Here is a 23,610-nt window from a genome sequence, read left to right on the forward strand (position 1 = left end):
ATTTGACTAATACGTATTTATATAATCTTCTATTGTTTAATAACTTCTTCTTCAATATGTTTGGTAACGCCAGGTTCCACACTTTCAAGTGCTTGTTCTGAAATTTCTATCGCACGTTTATAGCGATTATTTTTAAACAATCTTTCAGCTTCATTCAAGCTTTTATCTACATTGCTATAATCTTTACGATATCTGTTTCCATATTGAATTAGTTTCTCAGCATAAACAGCGTTAACGAGTACATCGTTTGCTTCATCTTCAAATGTATTCATTTGTATAACTATTTTAGATACTTTATCTTTTAATTGTTTAACATGTATTGGACGCTCACTAAATTGTTCATTCACGTCACGAACTTCATGATCGATTTCATTTTTCATAATGATAAATCTTTCTGGCACACTTGTTAAATTAGAAGCAAGTAATCGGCGATATACTTCTTCTTTCTTTGATTGTACACGTAATAAATTATCTTCTGCTTCTGCTTCATCCTCACGTAATTGAATAAGATGGTTTTGAAGCTTTTCTTGTTTTTCATTAATTACTGTGACATGATCCTCAAGATATTGTAAGTTGTCTTGAACTTCACTATATCGTACAGCTGATTTAGACATTTCTTTTAAAATATCATCGTACACAGAAATCAAACTTTGAATTTCATTTTCAAATTGACGAACACTTTGTGCATCAGATTCATTAATATAGTAGCTTTCACGTACATATTCAATTTCAGTTTGTAACGTATAGTTCATGTCTTTAGCTTTAAATAAGTTATCAGTAATGATATCTTTTGTTTCCTCAACATCATTTTTAGCTTTAACTTCATGTTCAATTAAATCATACATGTCATCTAACTTATCATTAATGTGAGCTAATTTATCATTCGCTTCTTCCAATTCTAAACGACTGATAAGCGGTTCAACGAAGCTAAGTTCAGTTTTCAAACTTTGTAACGTACTATCTACTTTTACGTGATCAAGGTCATATCCTTCTACTTTAAGATCACGACAACCATATTTTAAATCTTGGAATTGACCAGGTAATTCTTTTTGTGTTTCTCTAATTAATTCCGGTATTTCTTCCATATATGATCTCAGCTGTTTCATCTGTTCATTCAAGGCAGCTATATGGTTGTGCGCTTGTACATAATTACCATCAACTTTAAGAACTTCAAATTGCTCTAACTTTGGCTCAAACTTTTCAATTTCAGTTTCAAGTAAACTTGCTGCCTCACCAAATTGATGGCGATTCGCTAATACATCACGTTTCATTTCTCGATAATCGACTTTACATTTATCATATAATTCATCATTATCTTTATATAACGCAATAATTTCGTTTACATCTTCCAATTGTTGTTGATAACTTTGTTCATAGCTATCTAACAATTCATTTGCATCGTCAATTTCAGTTTGGGACGCATTGAAACTAAATTTATCTAGTAAAGCCTCGGCATTATGGATTTTTTCTTCCACAGGAGCTAGATACTTATTTGTACTCTCTACGTTGTCCTTTTTCATTGCATCGTATTTCGTTTTTGTTTCACCTTTTAAATTCAACTTAGATAATTGTGCAAGGTTTTGATCAAAAGGTAACGTTTCAATTTCATTTTTACGTTCAATTGTTTTTTCAATGATCTGTCTTTTATTAGAACGTAAATAGAACAATACACCTACAGCAATCAATATAATCACAATTATTGCCAAAATGATATATAACACCATATGCTTCTCCTCCTAATTTATCATTACTATTATAACGTAATTTTGCTTAAGGATAAATTATAAAATGAATTTATTGCCATAATATTTTCGAAATTCTATACTATTATAAAATCCATGAAAATAAGAGGTTTTAAATATGACAACAATTAAGCCAACAAATTACGCATTATTAAAGAAACAAACTGCAAGTTTAATTGAAGATGAACATCATATCATTGCTATTTTGAGTAATATGTCTGCATTGTTAAACGACAATTTAGATCAAATTAATTGGGTCGGATTTTATTTAAAAGAACAAGATGAACTTATACTCGGTCCTTTCCAAGGACACCCTGCTTGTGTTCATATACCAATTGGTAAAGGTGTATGTGGAACAGCAGTTTCTGAACGTCGCACACAAGTTGTTGCTGACGTCCATCAATTTGAAGGTCATATCGCTTGTGATGCCAATAGTAAATCAGAAATCGTTATCCCGATTTTCAAAGGTGATGAAATTATTGGCGTATTAGATATCGATGCACCAATTACAAATCGCTTTGACGAAAATGATCAAGAACATCTTGAAGCAATTGTTAAAATAATCGAACGACAATTGGTTTAAATAAAGACAAGATTCATAATAAAGTATTGACACTTTCTAGGAAAATGTTACAATAATCTTTGTGTGAATTAACGAAAGTAGCAGTTGTATATTATTGAGCGCTATGTTGTTCCCAATGCGGACGTGTCACGTAACTGTCGCTATAAGGTGAAGACACATAAAACAATATATCTTAGTAAGCATGCAACACTCTTTTTTGTTTATTCATAACAACAAAAAAGAATTTAAAGGAGGAGTCTTATTATGGCTCGATTCAGAGGTTCAAACTGGAAAAAATCTCGTCGTTTAGGTATCTCTTTAAGTGGTACTGGTAAAGAATTAGAAAAACGTCCTTACGCACCAGGACAACATGGTCCAAACCAACGTAAAAAATTATCAGAATATGGTTTACAATTACGTGAAAAACAAAAATTACGTTACTTATATGGAATGACTGAAAGACAATTCCGTAACACATTTGACATCGCTGGTAAAAAATTCGGTGTACACGGTGAAAACTTCATGATCTTATTAGCAAGTCGTTTAGACGCTGTTGTATATGCATTAGGTTTAGCTCGTACTCGTCGTCAAGCACGTCAATTAGTTAACCACGGTCATATCTTAGTAGATGGTAAACGTGTTGATATCCCATCTTATTCTGTTAAACCTGGTCAAACAATTTCAGTTCGTGAAAAATCTCAAAAATTAAACATCATCGTTGAATCAGTTGAAATTAATAATTTCGTACCTGAATACTTAAACTTTGATGCAGATAGCTTAACTGGTACTTTCGTACGTTTACCAGAACGTAGCGAATTACCTGCTGAAATTAACGAACAATTAATCGTTGAGTACTACTCAAGATAATATCGTTCATTTCAAACATCCACTTTTGTGGATGTTTTTTTTGTACTTTATTTTAATCATTTACTTCAATCGGAATTATCTTATCTCTATGTTTGTGTATTAAATACCGCCCTTTCATGTATTTACTTATCTATGCTTACTTAAAAAATAAATCGAGTTAGTTTCACATGTGGAAACTGATATACCATCCTATAAGTTAATCACTTCAAAATCTTTTCAGGTTCATCTGTAATCAAACCATCTACCCCATACTTTAATAATTTTTTAGCAATGCTAGATTTATTTACAGTGTAAGGCATGACTTTCAAATGATAACGGTGTGCTTCCTCAACGAATTTTCTAGTCACTAAAGCATAATTAGGATTAACATAGCTTGCAATTTGAGAAATCTTTGAATAGTTTGGCTTTTTATACCAATATTTACGTTTACTGCAAAGTACACCTAATTCATATTCACAACTTAATTCAAATAATCGTTCAATACAACTTATGTCAAAAGATTGGATAATCACTTGTGATGAATCAATTCCCCAATTTTTTAAAATTGCTAACAATTTACGCTCTATTCCTGGATATAAATTCGGCTTTTTTATTTCAATCAACAACTTTTTCTGAAACTTTAAGCATAATTCAATCACTTCATCTAAAGTTGGTATTTGTTCCCCTTTAAACTTAATGTCTTTATAACTACCAAAATCAAATGTTTTTAGTTCTGGTAAAGTATAGTTGGCTATACGGCCTTTTCCATTTGATGTACGATCAATTGTTTCATCATGAATGACAACAAGCTGTTGATCTTTCGTTAAGTGAACATCAATTTCTAACATATCAACATTAAGTTCCATTACTTTTCGATAACCAGCCATTGTATTTTCAGGAAATGCATTCGGCAATCCACGATGCGAAACAATTTGCAAGGTATCTTTTTGATAATTCAAAGTCATATATAAGTCACCTTTCTGTAAAACTGTATCAATCTAATCTAAACTTAAACTATCATATTATTTTAGGAGGTAAAAGCATTTGATTTATCATGATTTTAAAGTTCAAACATCTTGGCAAGGTGGACGTAACAACGCTGGAACAGTTAAAGGTGATGTTCTTACTGAAAAAATTTCCATTCCAGCTTCATTAGGTGGTATAGGTATCGGTACTAACCCCGATGAAATGTTAGTTTCGGCAGCTTCATCATGTTACATTATTTCATTAGCTGCTGTCCTCGAACGTGCAAAATTTACTAATGTAATGATAGAACAACAGTCAGTAGGTACAGCTTGTTTGGAAAATGGGAAATTCAGTATGGTTAAGATTGTCCACTATCCCCAAATATATATTTCAAATGATCAAAAAGACCAATTACAAAAAAGATTACCAAAGTTGTTGGAAATTGCCGATAACAACTGTATGATTTCAAATGCAATAAGAAACAATATTGAAATCGAAATTCAACCTGACATATTAACCCCTTAAAAATTCAGAAGCAGAAGCTAAAGTGGAATGGAAATGATAAAGAACCAATAATGATTTATTATGTAGTGGTTCTTACACATTCGTCACAGATAATGTGTACTTCAAGCATGAGTAAAACTCATGCGATATAATCGCTTTAGAATTTTCGTTCAATTTCGATTCGTGATTTTGAATACTTTTCTTCCACACAAATGTATATATATATTGGCACTAGCTTCTACTTTTGTACCATCAATAAAAATTGAATTATCATCAATAAGATTTTGCTTTAAACATTGACTATGGAACTGAATAAATAAAGATTCAATTAACGCATCAGTATTAGGATTCACTCTAAAACGATTAATAGTTTTATAAGAAGGTGTTTGATCTTGAGCTAACCACATCATTCGAATACTGTCATGAAGTAATTTCTCTATTCTACGACCAGAAAATACAGATTGAGTATATGCATATAAGATGATTTTTAACATCAAGGATGTTGCACCACGATGGTGTCTGAATTCATCGAATTCGCTATAAGGTATCGTTTCAACAATTTTATTAACATATCGCGAAATATCATTTTGAGGAATTCTAACAAAAGTTTCTATTGGTAGTGTAAGTTGAGTCATGTTGTAATTTTTATACATAAGGCACCTCGTTAATTTAGTTTAGTGGTATTTATTAAATTATACGAAGGGACCCAACACAGAAAATTCATGTTATTGAATTTTACATTTATGTGCATGTTGGACAAAGTGTCTTATTTTTTTAAAGTATTTCAAAGTAAAATTACATGTTAATACGTAGTATTAATGGCGAGACTCCTGAGGGAGCAGTGCCAGTCGAAGACCGAGGCTGAGACGGCACCCTAGGAAAGCGAAGCCATTCAATACGAAGTATTGTATAAATAGAGAACAGCAGTAAGATATTTTCTAATTGAAAATTATCTTACTGCTGTTTTTATAGGGACTTATGTCCCAGCCTCATCTGCAGTATTTCTTCTTGAAATTCTCTATGTTGTGGGCAACCCCCAACTTGCACATTATTGTAAGCTGACTTTTTGTCAGCTTCTATGTTGGGCCCCCGCTTTGAATTCAATATAGCTTGTTATGTTTGCTTTTTCTTTTTGTCAGCTTCTGCCTATATAACATTGTAGATGCTAGGACTTCGATTTCTCTTTCATGTTCGTCTTCTTTTTAGGCTTTTAAATTTTCAGAAAATTTGCTAAAATAGTGAAATCTTATTTATAGGAGGCATATAAATGTATTATCATCAACCGTTGTTATTAACACCTGGCCCTACTCCTGTTCCGGATGCCATTATGAAAGAAATTCAAGCACCTATGGTTGGTCATCGTTCAAAAGATTTTGAAGACATTGCACAACAAGCATATCAAGGATTAAAACCTATTTTTGGAAGTCAAAACGATGTACTTGTATTAACATCAAGTGGTACAAGCGTATTGGAAGCAAGTATGTTAAATATTGTAAATCCTGATGAGCATTTCGTAGTAATTGTATCTGGTGCATTTGGTAATCGTTTCAAACAAATTGCACAAACTTACTTTAAAAATGTACATATTTACGACGTCACTTGGGGAGAAGCTGTTAATGTCAAAGATTTTATTAACTACTTGTCTACATTAAGTGTTGATATTAAAGCTATTTTTTCTCAATATTGCGAGACTTCTACGACAGTACTACATCCTATTAACGAATTAGGTAATGCAATACACGCATTCAATAAAAATATTTATTTTGTCGTTGATGGTGTGAGCTGCATTGGTGCCGTCGATGTTGACATTACTAAAGATAAAATCGATGTACTGGTTTCAGGAAGCCAAAAAGCGATTATGTTACCTCCTGGTTTAGCTTTTGTCGCATATAGTCATCGTGCAAAAGAAAGATTTAAAGAAGTAACAACACCAAGATTTTACTTAGATTTAAATAAATATATTTCATCACAAGCAGATAATTCTACACCATTCACACCAAACGTTTCATTATTTAGAGGCATTAATGCATATGTGGAAACTGTAAAGTCAGAAGGATTTAATCATGTCATTGCTCGTCATTACGCAATAAGAAATGCTCTAAGAAGCGCCTTAAAATCACTAGATTTAACTTTACTTGTTAATGATGAAAATGCTTCACCTACAGTAACTGCTTTTAGGCCAAATACAAATGATGAAGTAAAAGTTATAAAAGATGAACTTAAAAATCGTTTTAAAATCACAATCGCAGGCGGACAAGGACATCTCAAAGGAGAAATTTTAAGAATTGGTCATATGGGTAAAATTAGTCCTTTTGATATTTTAACCGTTGTATCTGCTTTAGAAATTATCTTAACAGAATATCGTAAAGTTAATTATATCGGCAAAGGCATTACAAAATATATGGAGGTCATTCATGAAGCAATTTAACGTACTCGTCGCAGATCCAATTTCTAATGATGGTATAAAATCATTGTTAGATCACGAACAATTTAATGTAGATATTAAAACTGGATTATCTGAAGAAGCATTGATTGAAATTATACCAAATTATCATGCTTTAATCGTTCGCAGTCAGACTAATGTTACAGAAAGTATTATACAAGCGGCCGACTCTTTAAAAGTAATCGCTCGTGCTGGTGTTGGTGTAGATAATATTAATATTGATGCAGCGACATTAAAAGGTATATTAGTTATTAATGCGCCTGATGGTAATACGATATCCGCAACTGAACATTCCTTAGCTATGTTATTAGCTATGGCTCGTAATATCCCACAAGCACACCAATCGTTAACAAATAAAGAATGGAATCGTAATGCTTTTAAAGGTACTGAACTGTATCATAAAACATTAGGAGTGATTGGAGCTGGTCGAATTGGTTTAGGTGTAGCCAAACGCGCACAAAGTTTTGGCATGAAAATTTTAGCATTTGATCCATATTTAACCGATGAAAAAGCTAAATCCTTAAATATTACTAAGGCAACAGTTGACGAAATCGCACATCAGTCTGATTTCATTACTTTGCATACACCATTAACTCCTAAAACAAAAGGCTTAATTAATGCTGAATTCTTTGCAAAAGCAAAACCAAATTTACAAATTATCAATGTAGCACGTGGAGGAATTATTGATGAAAAAGCATTAATCACTGCTTTAGATGAAGGTCAAATTAGCCGTGCAGCTATCGATGTCTTCGAACATGAGCCTGCAACAGACTCTCCACTTGTTGAACATGAGAAAATCATTGTCACACCACACTTAGGAGCATCAACGGTAGAAGCCCAAGAAAAAGTAGCGATTTCTGTTTCAAATGAAATTATAGAAATATTAGTTGATGGAACTGTCACACATGCTGTAAATGCACCAAAAATGGATTTAAGTAGTATAGATGATACTGTTAAGTCGTTTATTAATTTAAGCCAAACAGTTGGTGAATTAGCTATTCAACTTATGCACAATGCACCTAGTTCAATTAAAATTACATACGGCGGCGATTTAGCTTCCATCGACAGTAGTTTATTAACGCGTACGATTGTTACACATATTTTAAAAGATGATTTAGGTCCTGAAGTCAATATTATCAATGCTTTAATGCTATTAAACCAACAACAAGTAACATTAAATATTGAAAACAACAAATCTGAAACTGGTTTTAGCAATTACTTAGAAGTGGAACTTTCAAATGACACAGATTCTGTTAAGGTAGGTGCTTCTGTCTTTACTGGTTTCGGTCCAAGAATCGTTCGTATTAATAATTTCTCTGTTGATTTAAAACCTAATCAATATCAAATCGTGTCTTATCATAATGATACACCTGGTATGGTTGGAAAAACTGGTGCATTATTAGGTGAATATAATATTAATATTGCTTCTATGACTCTTGGTCGAACGGAAGCTGGTGGAGACGCACTCATGATTTTATCTGTTGACCAACCTGTATCAAATGAAATTATAAAAGAACTTAAACAAGTTGGAGATTATAATCAAATCTTTACAACTGAACTAACAGTACAAATATAAACCTTTGACACAAATTAAAATGCCAAGAATATATGGAACTGCTGTGCTAATCTAAAAGTCAGATTTTTAGTCCAACTTTTGGAGTCCAGTACAACACCATCCATAGCTTCTTGGCATCTTTTTATTTATAAATTTCCCCTTACAAATGAGTCGATACATCCATTTTCAATGTCGAAAATGTTACATATCTTTAAGTACGTTTTTTATTTCTCCTAAATAATCAATGATATAGTCTGCATGATGTGATTTCAACTCTTCGGCTGCATCTTTTCCTTTCAAACCAGTTAATGTACCAATAAATGTTGCGCCTATTTTTTGAGCACTTAATAAATCGGCTAATGAATCCCCTACAATAAACACATCGGATTTATTTACAATGTTGTCTTGATTATTGATATATGACTCATATTTATCTTGTTCATTACCATATAAAGCTGCAATATAACTGAAAGGATTCGGCTTACCTAATGGTTGCGCATGAACAAACATGTTTTCCGCTTCTAACACATCACTTGCTGTTGCAATATGATTTGCTTTAAAATACTTTAACAATCCTAAACTTTCAAATGGAACAACAGTTTCAGTATATGGACGACCAGTAGCAATACCTAATTCATATCCAGCTTCTCTTAAATCATTTAACAGTGATTTTATCTCTTCTACTGGTCTCAATATAATCTCTTGATAAATATAACCTGATTTAAATGTTGTTCGAGCGGTTTTCTTTTCAACTTCTTCAAATAATTTCGAGCCTAAATACCACTCTTGATACACTTCTTGAGCTAACGTCCACAATGCACCCTTTAAATTGAATAATGATGCATCAGAAATTTGTAATTGTGATTTTGCAAAATTTTCCAAAGCTGCATAAATATTGTTTTTACCATCTTTAACATGGTTTAAGAAGTTTAAAGGTAATTCCTCATTTAAAATAAATGGTTCTTTTAACTGCTCTTTAATTCTTGATAATTTTAACTCTACCGATTCATTAAAATACAGAAATGATATTACATCTTCATGTGATAATTTTTTTAAAACATCTATTAAGTGTAAACTAAAAACAATAAATAACATATCCCAATTCGAGTTCAAACCTAGTGATTTTAACTTATTTAAAACTTTATCATCCTGAAAAACTTTTTTTCTAATTTCTTGAATGTTATTGTCATTTATAGTCTCCCAATCTATATGTGAATGAAGTCCCAAAAATTGTTTATCCATTAATAGTTCATAAACAGTTAATGCAGAGACATCAAAGCAACGTTCTTCACTTAAAAAGACACCATCTACATCAAATAAAATCTTTTTCATAATCCCACTCCATTTCTGAAAATTCAGATATAAATCATTCTACTATTTGGCTTAAAAAAGCGCAAACCCCTTTTGAAACAGGATCTGCGCTTAAATTAAATTTATAATTGTTTTTCAATTTCATCAGCAATTTGTTGCACATGTGTACCTATAATTACTTGTGTTGAATGTTGTCCATTCAATGTCACACCAACTGCTCCAGCATTTTTAATCTTCTGCTGATCAACTATTGAAGTATCATTTAACTCTAATCGTAACCTTGTTGCACAGTTCGTTAAACTAATGATATTTTCTTTGCCACCTAAACCTTCAAGTATTTGAACAGCATGATGATAATATTTACTTCTATTCACATCATTTTCACCTGGCGCAATATTTTCTTTCCCAACAGTTGGATCAATTAATTCATTTTCGCCTCTACCTATTGTATTTAAATTGAATACTTGGATTACTACACGGAAAATAACATAGTATAAAATAAAGAATACAACCCCTTGAACGAGTAACATTAGAGGATGATTGGATACAGGATTAATCAAAGATAATACATAATCAATGAGTCCTGCACTAAATGAAAAGCCAGCTGTCCAATGGAAACTTGCTGCAATAAATAGTGATAAGCCAGTTAATAATGCATGTACAACATATAGAATTGGCGCAACAAACATAAATGCAAACTCAATCGGTTCTGTCACACCAACGAAGAATGCCGCAACCGAACTAGCAAGGAACCATCCATAAACTTGTTTTTTCTGTGTTGATTTAGCTGTATGATACATTGCTAAGGCTGCTGCAGGAATACCAAACATCATTATTGGAAAGAAACCTGCTTGATAACGTCCAGTAATACCTTTTACAGCATCTTTACCACTTTGAAATTTACCAATATCATTAATACCAATTGTATCGAACCAAAACACACTATTGAGCGCATGATGCAATCCTGTTGGTATTAATAATCGGTTCGCCACACCATAAATAAAAGCACCAAATGATCCTAAACCAACGATTGACTCACCAAACTTCACAATCCATGTGTATAATATTGGCCATAAAAATAATAATATGACAACTAAAAATGTACAGTAAAAAGCTGTCATAATTGGTACTAAGCGTTTACCACTAAAAAATGAAAGTGCTAATGGTAATTCTGTTTCACTAAACTTGTTGTATGTATATGCTGCTATTAAACCAATCACAATACCAACAAACACATTACCGTTATTCATTTTTTCAAATGCTGAATTTATTTCCGATGCCTTCATTCCTAATAATGGGGCTAATTTCATTGGTGATAATACAACTGTCACTAAAAAATAACCTAGAGTAGCCGCAAGTGCCACGGCACCATCATTTTTCTTCGCCATTCCAATGGCTACACCAATAGCAAACAAAATACCTAGTTGCTCTAAAATTGTAGTACCTACAGTTGTAAAAAACATAGCTATTTTGGGCGTCACATGTAGTGCATTTAATGTATTACCAACCCCAGCAATAATTGCAGCAGCTGGTAAAATGGCAACTGGTAACATTAACGAACGCCCTAAATTTTGGAAAAATTTATACATTGAATGTCATTCCTTTTAAATAAGGTAGAAATATATAGATTACTAATCTACTGAGAATAACTAAATCAATGCTCAGTTATCTAGATATACTAACCAGCTATATTCCTACCTCAAGTTATTTTATAAACTTTTTACAATTTCATGCAATTCTTGTTGTAATTTTGCAGTTTGTGCTTCAATTTCTTTTGTAATGTAATCAATACGCTCATTTCTCTTAAGATCTTTCGGTAAATCGTTAATATCAATCGGTTTACCAATATTTATGTATGCTTGTCCCGTTAAAAGACCATGAATTTTTGTCGGTCCAACATAAGCAACCGGTAATATTGGTGATTTACTTAACATCGCAATTGTCGATGCACCACGTTTAAGAGGTGCGCCTTCTTGTGAAGTACGAGAACCTGTTGGGAAAATACCAACAGTTTTGTGTTCTTTCAATAAATTGATTGGTCGTTTCAAAGTACTCGGCCCTGGATTTTCACGATCAACAGGAAAAGCATTTAAAGAAGTTAAAAATTTACCTATCCATTTATTTTTAAATAATTCCTTTTTAGCCATATAATGGATTTGATTTGGATATAACGCCATTCCAAGCATAATTACTTCATTGTAACTTTCATGTGTACATGTTACGACGTACTTACTATCTTTTGGAATATTATCCTTACCGATTACGTATAATGATTTTGACATTTTCACTAAAATAAAATTCAAAATCTTACTAATCACTGAATACATTGTGCCACCTACTTAACTTATTTGTTTATAACAACTAGATTTTATCACTATATTTTTACTAGAACAAGACAGTCTGAAAATACATCTAAAGTTGTATAGTGAATTACTAGCTTTAATTGTAAAAAACAGACATAATTAAACTATATATAAATTATATAATGGAGGTTAAGTATGTCAGAATTTAATCAATCAGATTATAGTACATCAAATCATAATCAATCACCTAGATACAGAAAACCAAAATTCCCATGGTTTAAAACTGTAATCGTAGCATTAATCGCCGGAATTATTGGTGCACTTCTTGTTCTTGGTATAGGAAAAGTTTTAAGCAGTACTATTTTAAATAAAGATGGTTCAACAGTACAGACTACCAACACTAAAGGAGGTAATCAATTAGACAGTCAAAGCAAAAAATTCGGTTCCGTTCACGAAATGATAAAATCTGTCTCTCCTGCAATTGTTGGTGTTATAAATATGCAGAAAGCTTCAAGTGTCGATGACTTATTAAAAGGAAAATCATCAAAGCCGTCTGAAGCGGGTGTCGGTTCAGGTGTTATTTATCAAATAAATAACAATTCAGCTTATATTGTGACAAATAATCATGTTATCGATGGCGCAAGTGAAATTAAAGTTCAATTACATAATAAAAAACAAGTTAAAGCGAAATTAGTTGGTAAAGATGCCGTTACTGATATTGCTGTGCTTAAAATTGAAAATACAAAAGGTATTAAAGCGATTCAGTTTGCTAATTCGTCAAAAGTACAAACTGGTGACAGCGTGTTCGCAATGGGTAACCCACTTGGATTACAATTTGCTAACTCAGTAACATCAGGTATTATTTCTGCTAATGAACGTACAATAGACGCTGAAACAACTGGTGGAAACACGAAAGTTAGTGTTTTACAAACAGACGCTGCCATCAACCCTGGTAACTCTGGCGGTGCCTTAGTTGATATAAATGGTAATTTAGTTGGTATTAATTCCATGAAAATTGCTGCTACTCAAGTAGAAGGTATCGGATTTGCTATTCCAAGTAACGAAGTTAAAGTAACAATAGAACAACTTGTAAAGCATGGTAAAATTGACCGACCTTCTATTGGCATTGGGTTAATTAACTTAAAAGATATTCCTGAAGAAGAACGTGAAAAACTTCATACAGATAGAGAAGATGGTATTTACGTCGCAAAAGCAGATAGTGATATTGACCTTAAAAAAGGAGATATTATTACAGAAATTGATGGTAAAAAAATTAAAGACGACGTTGATTTAAGAAGCTATTTATATGAAAATAAAAAGCCTGGTGAGTCAGTAACAGTAACTGTTATCAGAGACGGTAAGTCTAAAGAAGTTAAAGTAAAATTAAAACAACAAAAAGAACAACCAAAACGTCAAAGTCGTACTGAACGTCAATTACCTGGCCAAGGCGATAGCGATTTCTTTAAATAAACTATAAAATTAAAATTTTGAGCCCACTCAATATTCACTTGAATAAATTGAGTGGGCTCTTATTGTCTTCTCATCAAATGTTATATAATCGCTTAAATCACTTAATGTCTTAAATCTTTCGTATTTTACCGGATGTTCAATCTATTTATGGTTGACCATGAAGTATTTCTTCTTACCACGGCGAATAATTGTAAATTCATCTTCGATTTTGTCTTCTGATGTCAAATCATAATTAACATCTTGCTGTCTTTCACCATTAATATAAATCGCACCATTGTTAACATCTTCGCGTGCTTGACGTTTAGATGGAGAAATACCTGTTTCAATAAGAACTTCAACAATATTAGTTGTGTCATTGGATAATGTCACTTGAGGTACATCTTTAAAACCATCTTTTAATTCTTTAGCTGATAGAGATTTCAAATCACCACTAAATAATGCTTGAGAAATACGAATCGCATCATTTAATGCATCTTCTCCATGAATAAATTTAGTTACTTCTTCAGCTAATGTTTTTTGAGCTTCGCGTAAATGAGGTGCTTCATTTTTAGATTGTTCTAAACGATCAATTTCTTCTTTTCCTAAAAATGTAAAGTATTTTAAGAACTTAATAACATCTTCGTCTGACTGATTAATCCAGAATTGATAAAATTCGTATGGACTTGTTTTTTCAGCATCTAACCAAACGGCACCTGACTCTGATTTACCGAATTTCTTACCATCTGATTTAGTTACGAGCGGAATTGTTAAACCAAATGCCTCTGTTTGACCATACATACGACGCATTAATTCAATACCACTCGTTATGTTACCCCATTGATCCGATCCACCAACTTGAATCTTACAATTCAACTCTCTATTTAAATGACCAAAATCGATTGCTTGTAAAATTGTATATGTGAATTCTGTATAAGAGATACCATGTTCTAAACGACTTTGAATAGAATCTTTACCAAGCATATAGTTAACACCAACATGTTTCCCGTAATCACGTAAAAAACTAATTAATGAAATTTGACCTAACCAGTCCCTATTATTAACAAGAACTGCGCCTTGTTCTGTACCAAATTCAAAAATATTGTGCATTTGCTTACTAATGCCTTCGATATTTTTATCAACTTGATCTTCTGTTTGTAATACACGTTCCTCTGATTTACCAGAAGGATCACCAATCATACCTGTACCACCACCAATTAAAACAATTGGACGATGACCATGTTCTTGGAAACGTCGTAAAGTTAAAAATGGTAATAAATGACCGATATGTAAACTATCTGCAGTTGGATCTGCACCACAGTACAATGTTACTTGTTCTTTATTTAATAAATCTTCGATACCTTTTTCATCTGTTTGTTGATAAATAAGCCCTCTCCATTTTAAATCTTCAATTAACGCATTTGCCATTATATTTCCTCCTATTTTATTGTGAAATTTTGATTTCTTTTTAAAATGCTTAAAAATTTTCTAAATAAAAAAACACCCTTACACTATTAATATGTAAGGGCGCTTTTGCACGTTACCACCAAACTTAAACATTCTTCTTTTCATAAGAAAAATATCCACTCTATTAATGATACGTTCATTAACAAACGTAGGATGTCTCATTTATCAAGGTGTATTCATATTATAAAAAACACTAGTTCACAGCAACCACTAGCTCTCTGATGATTTTAAATAATATTACTTGTCCTTTAATCCTATTCTTTATGCATTTTCCCTAATTATAATTAACGTTAAAATAAAAGTCAAATTGCTTAAATATGGTATACTATACGTAATTTAGGAGGTTAAAGATGACTAATCAAGACAACAATCATCAAATGAATCATCGAATGTATCAATTTGAAAAGATATATAAAACGATTAAACATATCATCGTTATTATATTTATGATTATCATTGCCATCCTGGCTGTTGCTGTGATTGCGATGTCTTTCTATTTTCATCATTTAACTAAAATGTCTGATTCTATCTCAGATGAGGATTTAATCAAAAAAGTACGAAAAATTCCTGGTGATGAATTATTAGATCACACAAATAAAAATTTATTATCTGAGTATAACCATTCTCAAAACTCATTAATTATTGGACCTAAGACATCAAGTCCGAATGTTATTAAAGCATTAACATCATCAGAAGATACTTTATTTTATAAGCACGATGGTATTCTACCTAAAGCAATAATTAGAGCAATGATTCAAGATATTTTCAAAACTGATCAAAGTTCAGGTGGTAGCACAATTACCCAACAGCTTATAAAAAACCAAGTGCTTTCTAATGAAAAGACTTATAGTCGTAAAGCAAATGAGCTTAGGTTATCAATTAGACTCGAGCACCTATTATCAAAAGATGAAATTATTTATACCTACTTAAATATCGTTCCATTTGGACGAGATTATAATGGTGCTAATATAACGGGTATTGCATCTGCATCGTATAGTTTATTTGGTATTCCACCAAAAGATTTATCGACTGCACAATCCGCTTATCTTATTGGACTATTACAAAGTCCATATAGCTACACACCATATGAAAAAGATGGGGCTTTAAAGTCAGATGAAGACTTAAAATATAGCATCCAGAGACAACATTATGTATTAAAGCGTATGCTAATCGAAGATCAAATTTCTAAAAAAGAATATGATGATGCATTAAAATATGACATTAAGTCGCATTTATTGAGTCGTAAAAAGCGTTAAATGATTAACGATTTATCACAGTACAAATACCATTCATCCTCAATATTAAACTATAAAGAACAGCAGTCAGATGATTTTCAAATAGAAAACTTCTCACTGCTGTCTTTTAATAACCATGCTCAGATAGAAATTAACAATGCCTGATGATGGTTAATTCACAATATCTTAAATTTAGTAATACAAATTTATATCAAACAAGTTATTTAGTTTCTTTTCTACTTTTAGGAATGAATAAAGCTAACATACCTAATAGCATATATATACCCCATAAAGATTGACTTGATGCTGTTCTCCCCGTTTTCGGAAGCATTTTAGATTTAATATGATTATTGTCTTTTGCTGATGCATTAGAAACTTTATGTACATTTGTCATTTTATCAGTAACATTTTGAACATCGTTTTGACTGTGTTTGCTAGTACCATTTTTAACTGCATTCATTAAACCTGTGCCAGTTCCAGCGTTATTATGTTCAACTTTTTCAGTAAAATGATTCACATGTATAGCTTTAAGTTCATTTTTATCAGCTAATTTATCTTTATCGCCCATTGGTTCTTTTCCTGTGCTATTAAGAGCATTTTTATTTTCACTAATATCAACATCTTTATCAATTTTAGTTTCCATTTCTTTAAGATCATATTTATCAAATTTATTGTTATTCACTATATTTAACGAACTATTATCATTATGATTAGAATCTTTATCAATGCTACTATCCATGACTTTGACTGTATGTATATTTTCTTCTTTATTATCCTCTTTAACAGTAGCATCACTTTGACTCTCAGCAACCTTGTTGTTAATTGCTGGTTTTGTTGCAGTACTCATGTCATCTTTTACCACTTGGTCGGTTGGTGAATCAACCTGATTATTTTGAGAATTGACGTCATCTTTTGTCTTAATATCTTGATTGATAATTCTTACATGATATTGACCTTCATAACCGATATTCGGTACGACTACTTTTACGATAGCATTGTAAACTGACTTGTCAGGTACATATGGGAAAATTAACGTTCTAGAATTTTTAGCTGGATCTTTAGAAACTGTGATTACACGCTTTCCTTCTACAATTAAATCTTTCCAATAACTATCATCTTTAGTTTTCATTACAACATATTTTTGTCCATTTAACATTGCAGTATAGAACGGATGCTCAACAAATCCATCCATCACTGATTCACTATTTTCTTCGCTCTCAAAAACGATGAAATTTGCTTCTTGAATGTCTGTTAATTGATCATTTGTAGGTGTTACTTTTTCAAATTCAATAATTGCTGATTTAACCTGTTTATCTAATTCTACTTTAGTTTGATCTAATTTCTCTTTATACTCCTGTTTATATTTTTCTGGCAATTTATCTTGTAGTTTCTCTAGCTCATATACCTGTCTTTCTAAAGTTTTAGCTTTATGATATGGCTCCAATAGTTTTTGTACATTATATGTTTCTTCATCTAAATAGTCATCTGGATTATTTGTAATAGGATGTTCAAAAACCATTAAAGTATAATCAAAATCTTCATGTGTATTTTCGCCATATTCAATTGATGATACAATTTTCACTTCTTTTGTGCCATTAGAAACTGGGAAACGAATATATGCATAATCTTTATCAGAGTCATACGACACCAATTCAACCGGCAACTTTTTATCACCTTCATAAACTTCAAATTTTTTCCAAGTTGAAGCTGTTTTTAAACCTAATTCAATTTCAGGTTGTGTTTTAGTAAATATGACTTTTGCTGGTTCAACTGTACTTGCATAATGATAAAACTGTCTCTCACCTTTTTTATTTTTCATTTGAAAATCAATTGGACGCCAATTATCATATGTAAGTTCTTTATCAATTATAGCTGGATTTTTAATTGCGTCTTGCAGTGATTCATCTGCAGGTGGATATTGTTGATCATTGCTTGATTGATTATTTGAGTCATTTGCTTGATGACTTGAATTATTTGTTGAATCCGTTGTATTAGCATTTTGATTTGTTTCATTATCTTGATTATTTGTTGTTTGATCATTATGAATTGATGACTCAGGTTGAACAGGTTGGCTAGTATCCGCCGATGCCTGCGGTTGATTTTGTGTATTGTTAATGGATGTATTGTTTTGACCCGAGCTATTAGCGTTTGCTTGATTATTCGCATCTGAATTTGTTTGATTATTCGTTGGAGTAGTATTATCTGTATCTGATAATACTAGTGACGGATCATTATATATAGGTTTAGCAAATAATAGTTTTGTATAGTCATAATTCACTTCTTTTTCACCATCAATTTGTGTCGACGATACTATTTTAAGCTCTTGCGTTCCATCTGTAACTGGAAAACGAATATAAGCATGATCTTCAGGCTCAGGACTATAAGACACTAGTGTAACAGGCAGTTTTTTATCATTTTCATATACTTCAAACTTCTTCCAAGTTGAAGCTGTGTTAATATCTAATTCAACCTCAGCTTTCTTTTTAGTGTAATAAACATCTGCTGGATTTTTAATACTGAAAAAATGATAATATTGCGTTTCGTTATTTTTCTTTAATAATTGGAAATCAACTTGTTCTTTTGGACCTATATCGTGTTCTTTATCTACTAATGCAGGGTCTTTAATTGCATCTTTAAGTGATACATCTGGTGCTGGATATGTTTTTGCAGAATTTGATGTTTGTCCAGCAGTTTGTGTTTGATTTGAATTATCTTGCGGTTGTGATGGTGTCGTAGTGGCAGTATTTTGATTCTCTGAAACTTTATTTTCAGTAGTTGTATTTTCTGCAGCTTGTGCATGATTGTGTGAAGTAATTAAAAATAGTGTACTAACAATTACCGATGCAACGCCTAGAGTTGATTTTCTAATTGAGTAAAAAGACCTTAATTTTGGTTGATGTTTGTTCATGTTGTTAGCAACTCCTATAACCTTTTAATTGATAATAATTATCAATATCAATTATTAGTGTTTATTGTAGCTTATTCCAACTAAATATTGCAACCTATTTTATAAAAAAATATTAATATATCTAAAGCTATCATAAATTCTAATTCCCAAATAACCCAATTAAGCTGTGTAATCAATGACTTATCTTCTTTAATTCAAAAGATTCATTAAATATAATTCATTTTTGAGCATGTAAAAATCGGACTGCTGAAAAATATAAATTTCCATCAGTCCGATTTAATATATAATCGCTTTTATTCTATTACATGGCTACCTTTATTACATCACTTAATGGTTTTAGTTATTAGAATAAACCTATTGCATGACCATCATCAGTAACATCCATATTTAATGCTGCCGGTTTTTTAGGTAGACCAGGCATTGTCATGATTGCACCTGTTAATGCTACGATAAATCCTGCACCCGTTTTAGCTTCTAATTCGCGAATAGTAATTTCAAAATCAGATGGTGCACCTAATAATGTTTGATCATCAGAGAATGAATATTGAGTTTTAGCCATACATATTGGATAATTATCCCAACCATTTTCTTTAAATTGTTTTAATTGTTTTTGTGCTTTGCTACTAAACGTAACTTTAGATCCACCGTAAATCTCAGTTACAATTTTTTCGATTTTTTGTTCTAATGGCATTTCTAATTCATATAATGGTTTAAATGAATTAGGTTGATCAATGACTTCTAAAACTTCATTAGCTAAGTCTATGCCACCTTTACCGCCTTTTTCCCAAACCTCTGTTAATGCAATACGTACGTTGTTTTCTTTAGCCCAAGCTTTTACATATTCAACTTCTGCATCTGTATCATGGATAAACGCATTAATTGCAACAACCGGTTCAACACCGAATTTTTTAATATTGTTAACATGACGTTCTAAGTTAACAATGCCTGCCTTAACTGCGTTTACATTTTCTTCTTTTAAGTTATCTTTTGCAACGCCACCATGCATTTTTAATGCACGAATTGTAGCAACGACTACTACTGCTGCTGGATCAAATCCTGCCTCACGCGCTTTAATGTCCATAAATTTCTCTGCGCCTAAATCTGAACCGAATCCCGCTTCTGTTACAACGATATCAGCTAAATCACGAGCTGTTTCAGTAGCTAAGATTGAATTGCAGCCATGTGCAATATTTGCGAATGGACCACCATGAACTAAAGCTGGTGTTCCTTCAATTGTTTGTACTAAATTTGGTTTAATTGCATCTTTTAAAATCATCGCAAGTGCACCTTGTACTTTTAAATCTGCTACTGTAACTGGTTTACGATCTCTAGTGTATCCGATAGTGATACGACTAATTTTATCTTTTAAGTCTTTAATGTTTCTACTTAAACATAAAATTGCCATAATCTCTGAAGCAACTGTGATGTTAAAGCCATCTTCACGTGGTACACCATTCGTTGGTCCGCCTAATCCAACATTAACATGTCTTAATGCACGATCGTTCATATCAAGCACACGTTTCCATTCAATGCGTCTTTGATCAATACCTAATTCATTACCTTGATGAATATGATTGTCAATAAACGCAGACAAGGCGTTATTAGCAGTTGTTATTGCGTGGAAATCTCCATTAAAATGTAAGTTGATATCTTCCATAGGCAAGACTTGCGCATAACCACCACCTGTAGCTCCACCTTTAATACCAAACGTTGGTCCTAATGCAGGTTCACGTAATGCCACCATAACGTTTTTCTTCAACTCATGAAATGCATCAGCTAAACCGACTGTAACCGTTGATTTACCTTCACCTGCTGGAGTCGGGCTCATTGCAGTTACTAAAACAACTTTCCCTTTGTTTTCGTTTGGTGTAATTTTATTAATGTCGATTTTAGCTTTGTAATGACCATAAGGCTCTAATGCATCTTCTGAAATGCCTACAGAAGCAGCAATATCCTTAATTGGTTGTAGTGTTGATTGATTCGCAATATCTAAATCTGATAAATGAGTCAACTTTTTTCGCCCCTTTTTGTTTGTTTATTAAATGCAATATAAATATGTAAGTTGTAGCTAAGAAATTTTACTTACATTCATATAATAACGAACTGTTAAAAACTTGTCGACTATATTGGGTTAGCGCTTTCATTTTTGCAATAAATTCACTTATTAAAGTTTTGTATTATACAACTTTTAGCACTTGATACTATTGATAACTACATTTTTCCATTCTTCAAAAAGCCTTCTTCACAAGTTTATATTAAAAATAAAAAGCAATATAAAGATATGCCATTATTGTTATGTCATCATTATCAAATGTTTCCACGAAATGATATGACACAAGTTAACAGCTCTTTATATTGCTCGTCGTAAATTAATCTAGTATTTCAACATTGACATACAATATGTTGTCACTCTAAACCCTTTGAAAGATGTCATCGTTTACCTATATGACATTATTCCATAGTACTTAAATCACCTGCATCTAAATCTAATTCCCATGCTTTTAAAACGCGTCTCATAATTTTACCTGAACGTGTTTTTGGTAATTTATCTTTAAATTCAATCTCCCGTGGTGCTGCATGTGCAGACAAACCTTCTTTGACAAATAATCGAATTTCCTCTTTTAATTCATCTGTTGGTTCATAACCTTTTCTAAGCGCTACAAATGCCTTAATTATTTCACCACGCACAGGGTCTGGCTTACCAATGATACCCGCTTCTGCAACAGCTTCATGCTCAACTAATTTTGATTCTACTTCAAATGGCCCAACACGTTCACCTGCAGTCATGATCACATCGTCAACACGGCCTTGGAACCAAAAATACCCATCTTCGTCTCTATATGCTGAATCTCCAGACACATACCAATCTCCAATAAAATATGAATTGTACTTTTCAGGATTTTTCCAAATACGATGCATCATAGATGGCCATCCTTTTTTTATAGCAAGATTACCCATTCGATTAGGTGGCAATTCATTGCCTGCATCATCAATTATAGCTGCCTCAATACCCGGTAATGGTTTGCCCATTGATCCAAGTTTGACGTCCATTGTTTGATAATTTACAATCATGTGTCCACCTGTCTCTGTCATCCACCAAGTATCTAGTACTGTTAAGCCATAAACCTTTTTAGCCCATTTAATAACTTCAGGGTTCAATGGTTCTCCAACAGATAAAATAGCACGTAAAGATGACAAGTCGTATTTATTAACAATATCATCACCTGCACTCATTAACATTCTTAATGCTGTTGGAGCAGTATACCAAATTGTCACTTTAAACTCTTCAATCATACTATACCATTGTTCTGGTGAAAAACGGCCACCTGCAATACAATTCGTGGCACCATTTAACCATGGCGCAAAAATACCATATGACGTCCCTGTAACCCATCCAGGGTCAGCAGTACACCAATATACATCGTCTTCTTGTAAATCCAATACATATTTACCTGAAATATAATGTAACAACATCGCTTGTTGTACATGTAAAACACCTTTAGGTTGCCCAGTTGAACCAGATGTATAATGTAAAATTAAACCATCATCATGTTTCAACCACTCTATATCAAAGTCATCACTTTCATTTTTCATTAATGTATTAAAGTCTATGTAATCTTCTTCGACATCATCGTCAACAACAACAATCTTTTCTAGGTGTGGTAATTTTTCTTGTGGCACTCGTGATAATAATGATTTGTTCGTTATTAATACTTTTGCTTCACTATTTTCTAATCTATCTACAACTGCTTTCTCCATAAAAGCTTCAAATAATGGACCAACAATGGCACCGATTTTTAAAACACCTAATAATGCAAAATATAGTTCAGGTGTACGTGACATAAATATAAATACTCTGTCACCTTTTTCAACACTCGCATGTTTAGATAAAACATTGGCAGCTTTATTTGATAAACGCTGCATCTCCTTATATGAATAAGATTCTTTTCTATATTCATCTTTATAATTTAACGCAATTTTATCCCCTAATCCTTGATCAACGTGACGATCAATGCACTCATATGCCATATTCATTTTTCCAGTTTTATTCCAAGAAAATGCACGTTCCACGTCTTGCCAGTTAAAGTTGTTGTATGTTTCTTCATAATCTTTAAGATTATGAGTTCCTTGATTTCCTTTGTATACTTCTACTTTCATTTGAAACTCCCCCTTTGTTTTGTGAAAACGCTTTCTTTCTCAATATTATACATAATATTTCTAATTATTCAAAATTTTTACTTTTATACTTTTACTAGTGTTAATTATTGTAAATTTTCTTTATAATGAATTTAATACAACTATGATGCCCTAGTGAGGAGTTG

At 32.1% G+C, this 23,610-nt stretch carries 16 protein-coding genes and 1 pseudogene; 7 read left to right on the top strand and 10 right to left on the bottom strand.

The genetic code is table 11. The features are described 5' to 3' along the window. Window positions 1–29: 29 nt before the first annotated feature. Window positions 30–1,724: a septation ring formation regulator EzrA gene (gene ezrA / locus SAMSHR1132_RS08180; protein WP_000244874.1), complete on the bottom strand. Its 1,695-nt coding sequence runs from the start codon at window positions 1,722–1,724 to the stop codon at window positions 30–32. Window positions 1,725–1,860: 136 nt separating this feature from the next. On the opposite strand from ezrA, the gene SAMSHR1132_RS08185 reads away from it, so the two are divergent. Further along, the gene (locus SAMSHR1132_RS08185; protein WP_000207594.1) at window positions 1,861–2,325 is read left to right on the top strand and encodes a GAF domain-containing protein; all 465 of its coding nucleotides are present in this window, start codon (window positions 1,861–1,863) and stop codon (window positions 2,323–2,325) included. A gap of 243 nt (window positions 2,326–2,568) precedes the next feature. Beyond that, window positions 2,569–3,171, top strand: coding sequence for a 30S ribosomal protein S4 (gene rpsD, locus SAMSHR1132_RS08190; RefSeq protein WP_000090508.1), 603 nt, complete (start codon window positions 2,569–2,571; stop codon window positions 3,169–3,171). A gap of 200 nt (window positions 3,172–3,371) precedes the next feature. Here rpsD and SAMSHR1132_RS08195 read toward each other — a convergent pair whose 3' ends face one another. Continuing rightward, on the bottom strand, window positions 3,372–4,115 hold the full coding sequence (locus SAMSHR1132_RS08195; RefSeq protein WP_000174462.1) for a glycerophosphodiester phosphodiesterase: 744 nt from the start codon (window positions 4,113–4,115) through the stop codon (window positions 3,372–3,374). 79 nt (window positions 4,116–4,194) lie between these two features. Here SAMSHR1132_RS08195 and SAMSHR1132_RS08200 point away from each other — a divergent pair, with 79 nt between their 5' ends. Next, on the top strand, window positions 4,195–4,641 hold the full coding sequence (locus tag SAMSHR1132_RS08200) for an OsmC family protein (RefSeq protein ID WP_000639150.1): 447 nt from the start codon (window positions 4,195–4,197) through the stop codon (window positions 4,639–4,641). A 129-nt stretch (window positions 4,642–4,770) separates the two neighbouring features. Here SAMSHR1132_RS08200 and SAMSHR1132_RS08205 read toward each other — a convergent pair. Continuing rightward, window positions 4,771–5,273, bottom strand: a pseudogene (locus tag SAMSHR1132_RS08205) (transposase); the annotation flags it as partial. 614 nt (window positions 5,274–5,887) lie between these two features. On the opposite strand from SAMSHR1132_RS08205, the gene SAMSHR1132_RS08210 reads away from it, so the two are divergent. Both SAMSHR1132_RS08210 and serA read left to right on the top strand, forming a co-directional pair. After that, on the top strand, window positions 5,888–7,048 hold the full coding sequence (locus SAMSHR1132_RS08210; RefSeq protein WP_000291410.1) for a pyridoxal-phosphate-dependent aminotransferase family protein: 1,161 nt from the start codon (window positions 5,888–5,890) through the stop codon (window positions 7,046–7,048). After that, window positions 7,035–8,639: a phosphoglycerate dehydrogenase gene (gene serA / locus SAMSHR1132_RS08215; RefSeq protein ID WP_000808854.1), complete on the top strand. Its 1,605-nt coding sequence runs from the start codon at window positions 7,035–7,037 to the stop codon at window positions 8,637–8,639. Before SAMSHR1132_RS08210 ends, serA begins: the two co-directional genes overlap by 14 nt. A 180-nt stretch (window positions 8,640–8,819) precedes the next feature. Here serA and SAMSHR1132_RS08220 read toward each other — a convergent pair whose 3' ends face one another. From SAMSHR1132_RS08220 to SAMSHR1132_RS08230, 3 genes are all read right to left on the bottom strand, one after another. Continuing rightward, window positions 8,820–9,950 carry an HAD family hydrolase gene (locus tag SAMSHR1132_RS08220; RefSeq protein WP_000721729.1) on the bottom strand — a complete coding sequence of 377 codons (1,131 nt, stop codon included), beginning with the start codon at window positions 9,948–9,950 and terminating at the stop codon, window positions 8,820–8,822. A gap of 101 nt (window positions 9,951–10,051) precedes the next feature. Further along, window positions 10,052–11,518 carry an N-acetylglucosamine-specific PTS transporter subunit IIBC gene (gene nagE / locus SAMSHR1132_RS08225; protein WP_000276376.1) on the bottom strand — a complete coding sequence of 489 codons (1,467 nt, stop codon included), beginning with the start codon at window positions 11,516–11,518 and terminating at the stop codon, window positions 10,052–10,054. A 120-nt stretch (window positions 11,519–11,638) separates the two neighbouring features. Next, the gene (locus SAMSHR1132_RS08230; protein ID WP_000287591.1) at window positions 11,639–12,256 is read right to left on the bottom strand and encodes a lysophospholipid acyltransferase family protein; all 618 of its coding nucleotides are present in this window, start codon (window positions 12,254–12,256) and stop codon (window positions 11,639–11,641) included. Between the two features lie 171 nt (window positions 12,257–12,427). On the opposite strand from SAMSHR1132_RS08230, the gene SAMSHR1132_RS08235 reads away from it, so the two are divergent. Continuing rightward, complete coding sequence (locus SAMSHR1132_RS08235) at window positions 12,428–13,702, top strand: S1C family serine protease (RefSeq protein ID WP_001288767.1); 1,275 nt, start codon at window positions 12,428–12,430, stop codon at window positions 13,700–13,702. Window positions 13,703–13,843: 141 nt separating this feature from the next. Here the strand turns inward: SAMSHR1132_RS08235 and tyrS are convergent, their stop codons facing one another. Beyond that, on the bottom strand, window positions 13,844–15,106 hold the full coding sequence (tyrS, locus tag SAMSHR1132_RS08240) for a tyrosine--tRNA ligase (RefSeq protein WP_001262261.1): 1,263 nt from the start codon (window positions 15,104–15,106) through the stop codon (window positions 13,844–13,846). A 389-nt stretch (window positions 15,107–15,495) separates the two neighbouring features. On the opposite strand from tyrS, the gene SAMSHR1132_RS08245 reads away from it, so the two are divergent. Further along, window positions 15,496–16,401, top strand: coding sequence for a transglycosylase domain-containing protein (locus tag SAMSHR1132_RS08245; protein WP_000184378.1), 906 nt, complete (start codon window positions 15,496–15,498; stop codon window positions 16,399–16,401). A gap of 199 nt (window positions 16,402–16,600) precedes the next feature. Here the strand turns inward: SAMSHR1132_RS08245 and harA are convergent, their stop codons facing one another. The 3 genes from harA to acsA all read right to left on the bottom strand — a co-directional run bounded on the left by harA (window position 16,601) and on the right by acsA (window position 23,446). Then, complete coding sequence (gene harA / locus SAMSHR1132_RS08250) at window positions 16,601–19,288, bottom strand: haptoglobin-binding heme uptake protein HarA (protein ID WP_001032900.1); 2,688 nt, start codon at window positions 19,286–19,288, stop codon at window positions 16,601–16,603. A gap of 343 nt (window positions 19,289–19,631) precedes the next feature. Then, window positions 19,632–21,299, bottom strand: coding sequence for a formate--tetrahydrofolate ligase (locus tag SAMSHR1132_RS08260; RefSeq protein WP_000149393.1), 1,668 nt, complete (start codon window positions 21,297–21,299; stop codon window positions 19,632–19,634). A gap of 440 nt (window positions 21,300–21,739) precedes the next feature. Beyond that, the gene (gene acsA, locus SAMSHR1132_RS08265) at window positions 21,740–23,446 is read right to left on the bottom strand and encodes an acetate--CoA ligase (protein ID WP_000862106.1); all 1,707 of its coding nucleotides are present in this window, start codon (window positions 23,444–23,446) and stop codon (window positions 21,740–21,742) included. Window positions 23,447–23,610: the final 164 nt, after the last annotated feature.

Source organism: Staphylococcus argenteus (genome assembly GCF_000236925.1).
In the GTDB taxonomy this organism is placed as follows: Bacteria; Bacillota; Bacilli; order Staphylococcales; family Staphylococcaceae; genus Staphylococcus; species Staphylococcus argenteus.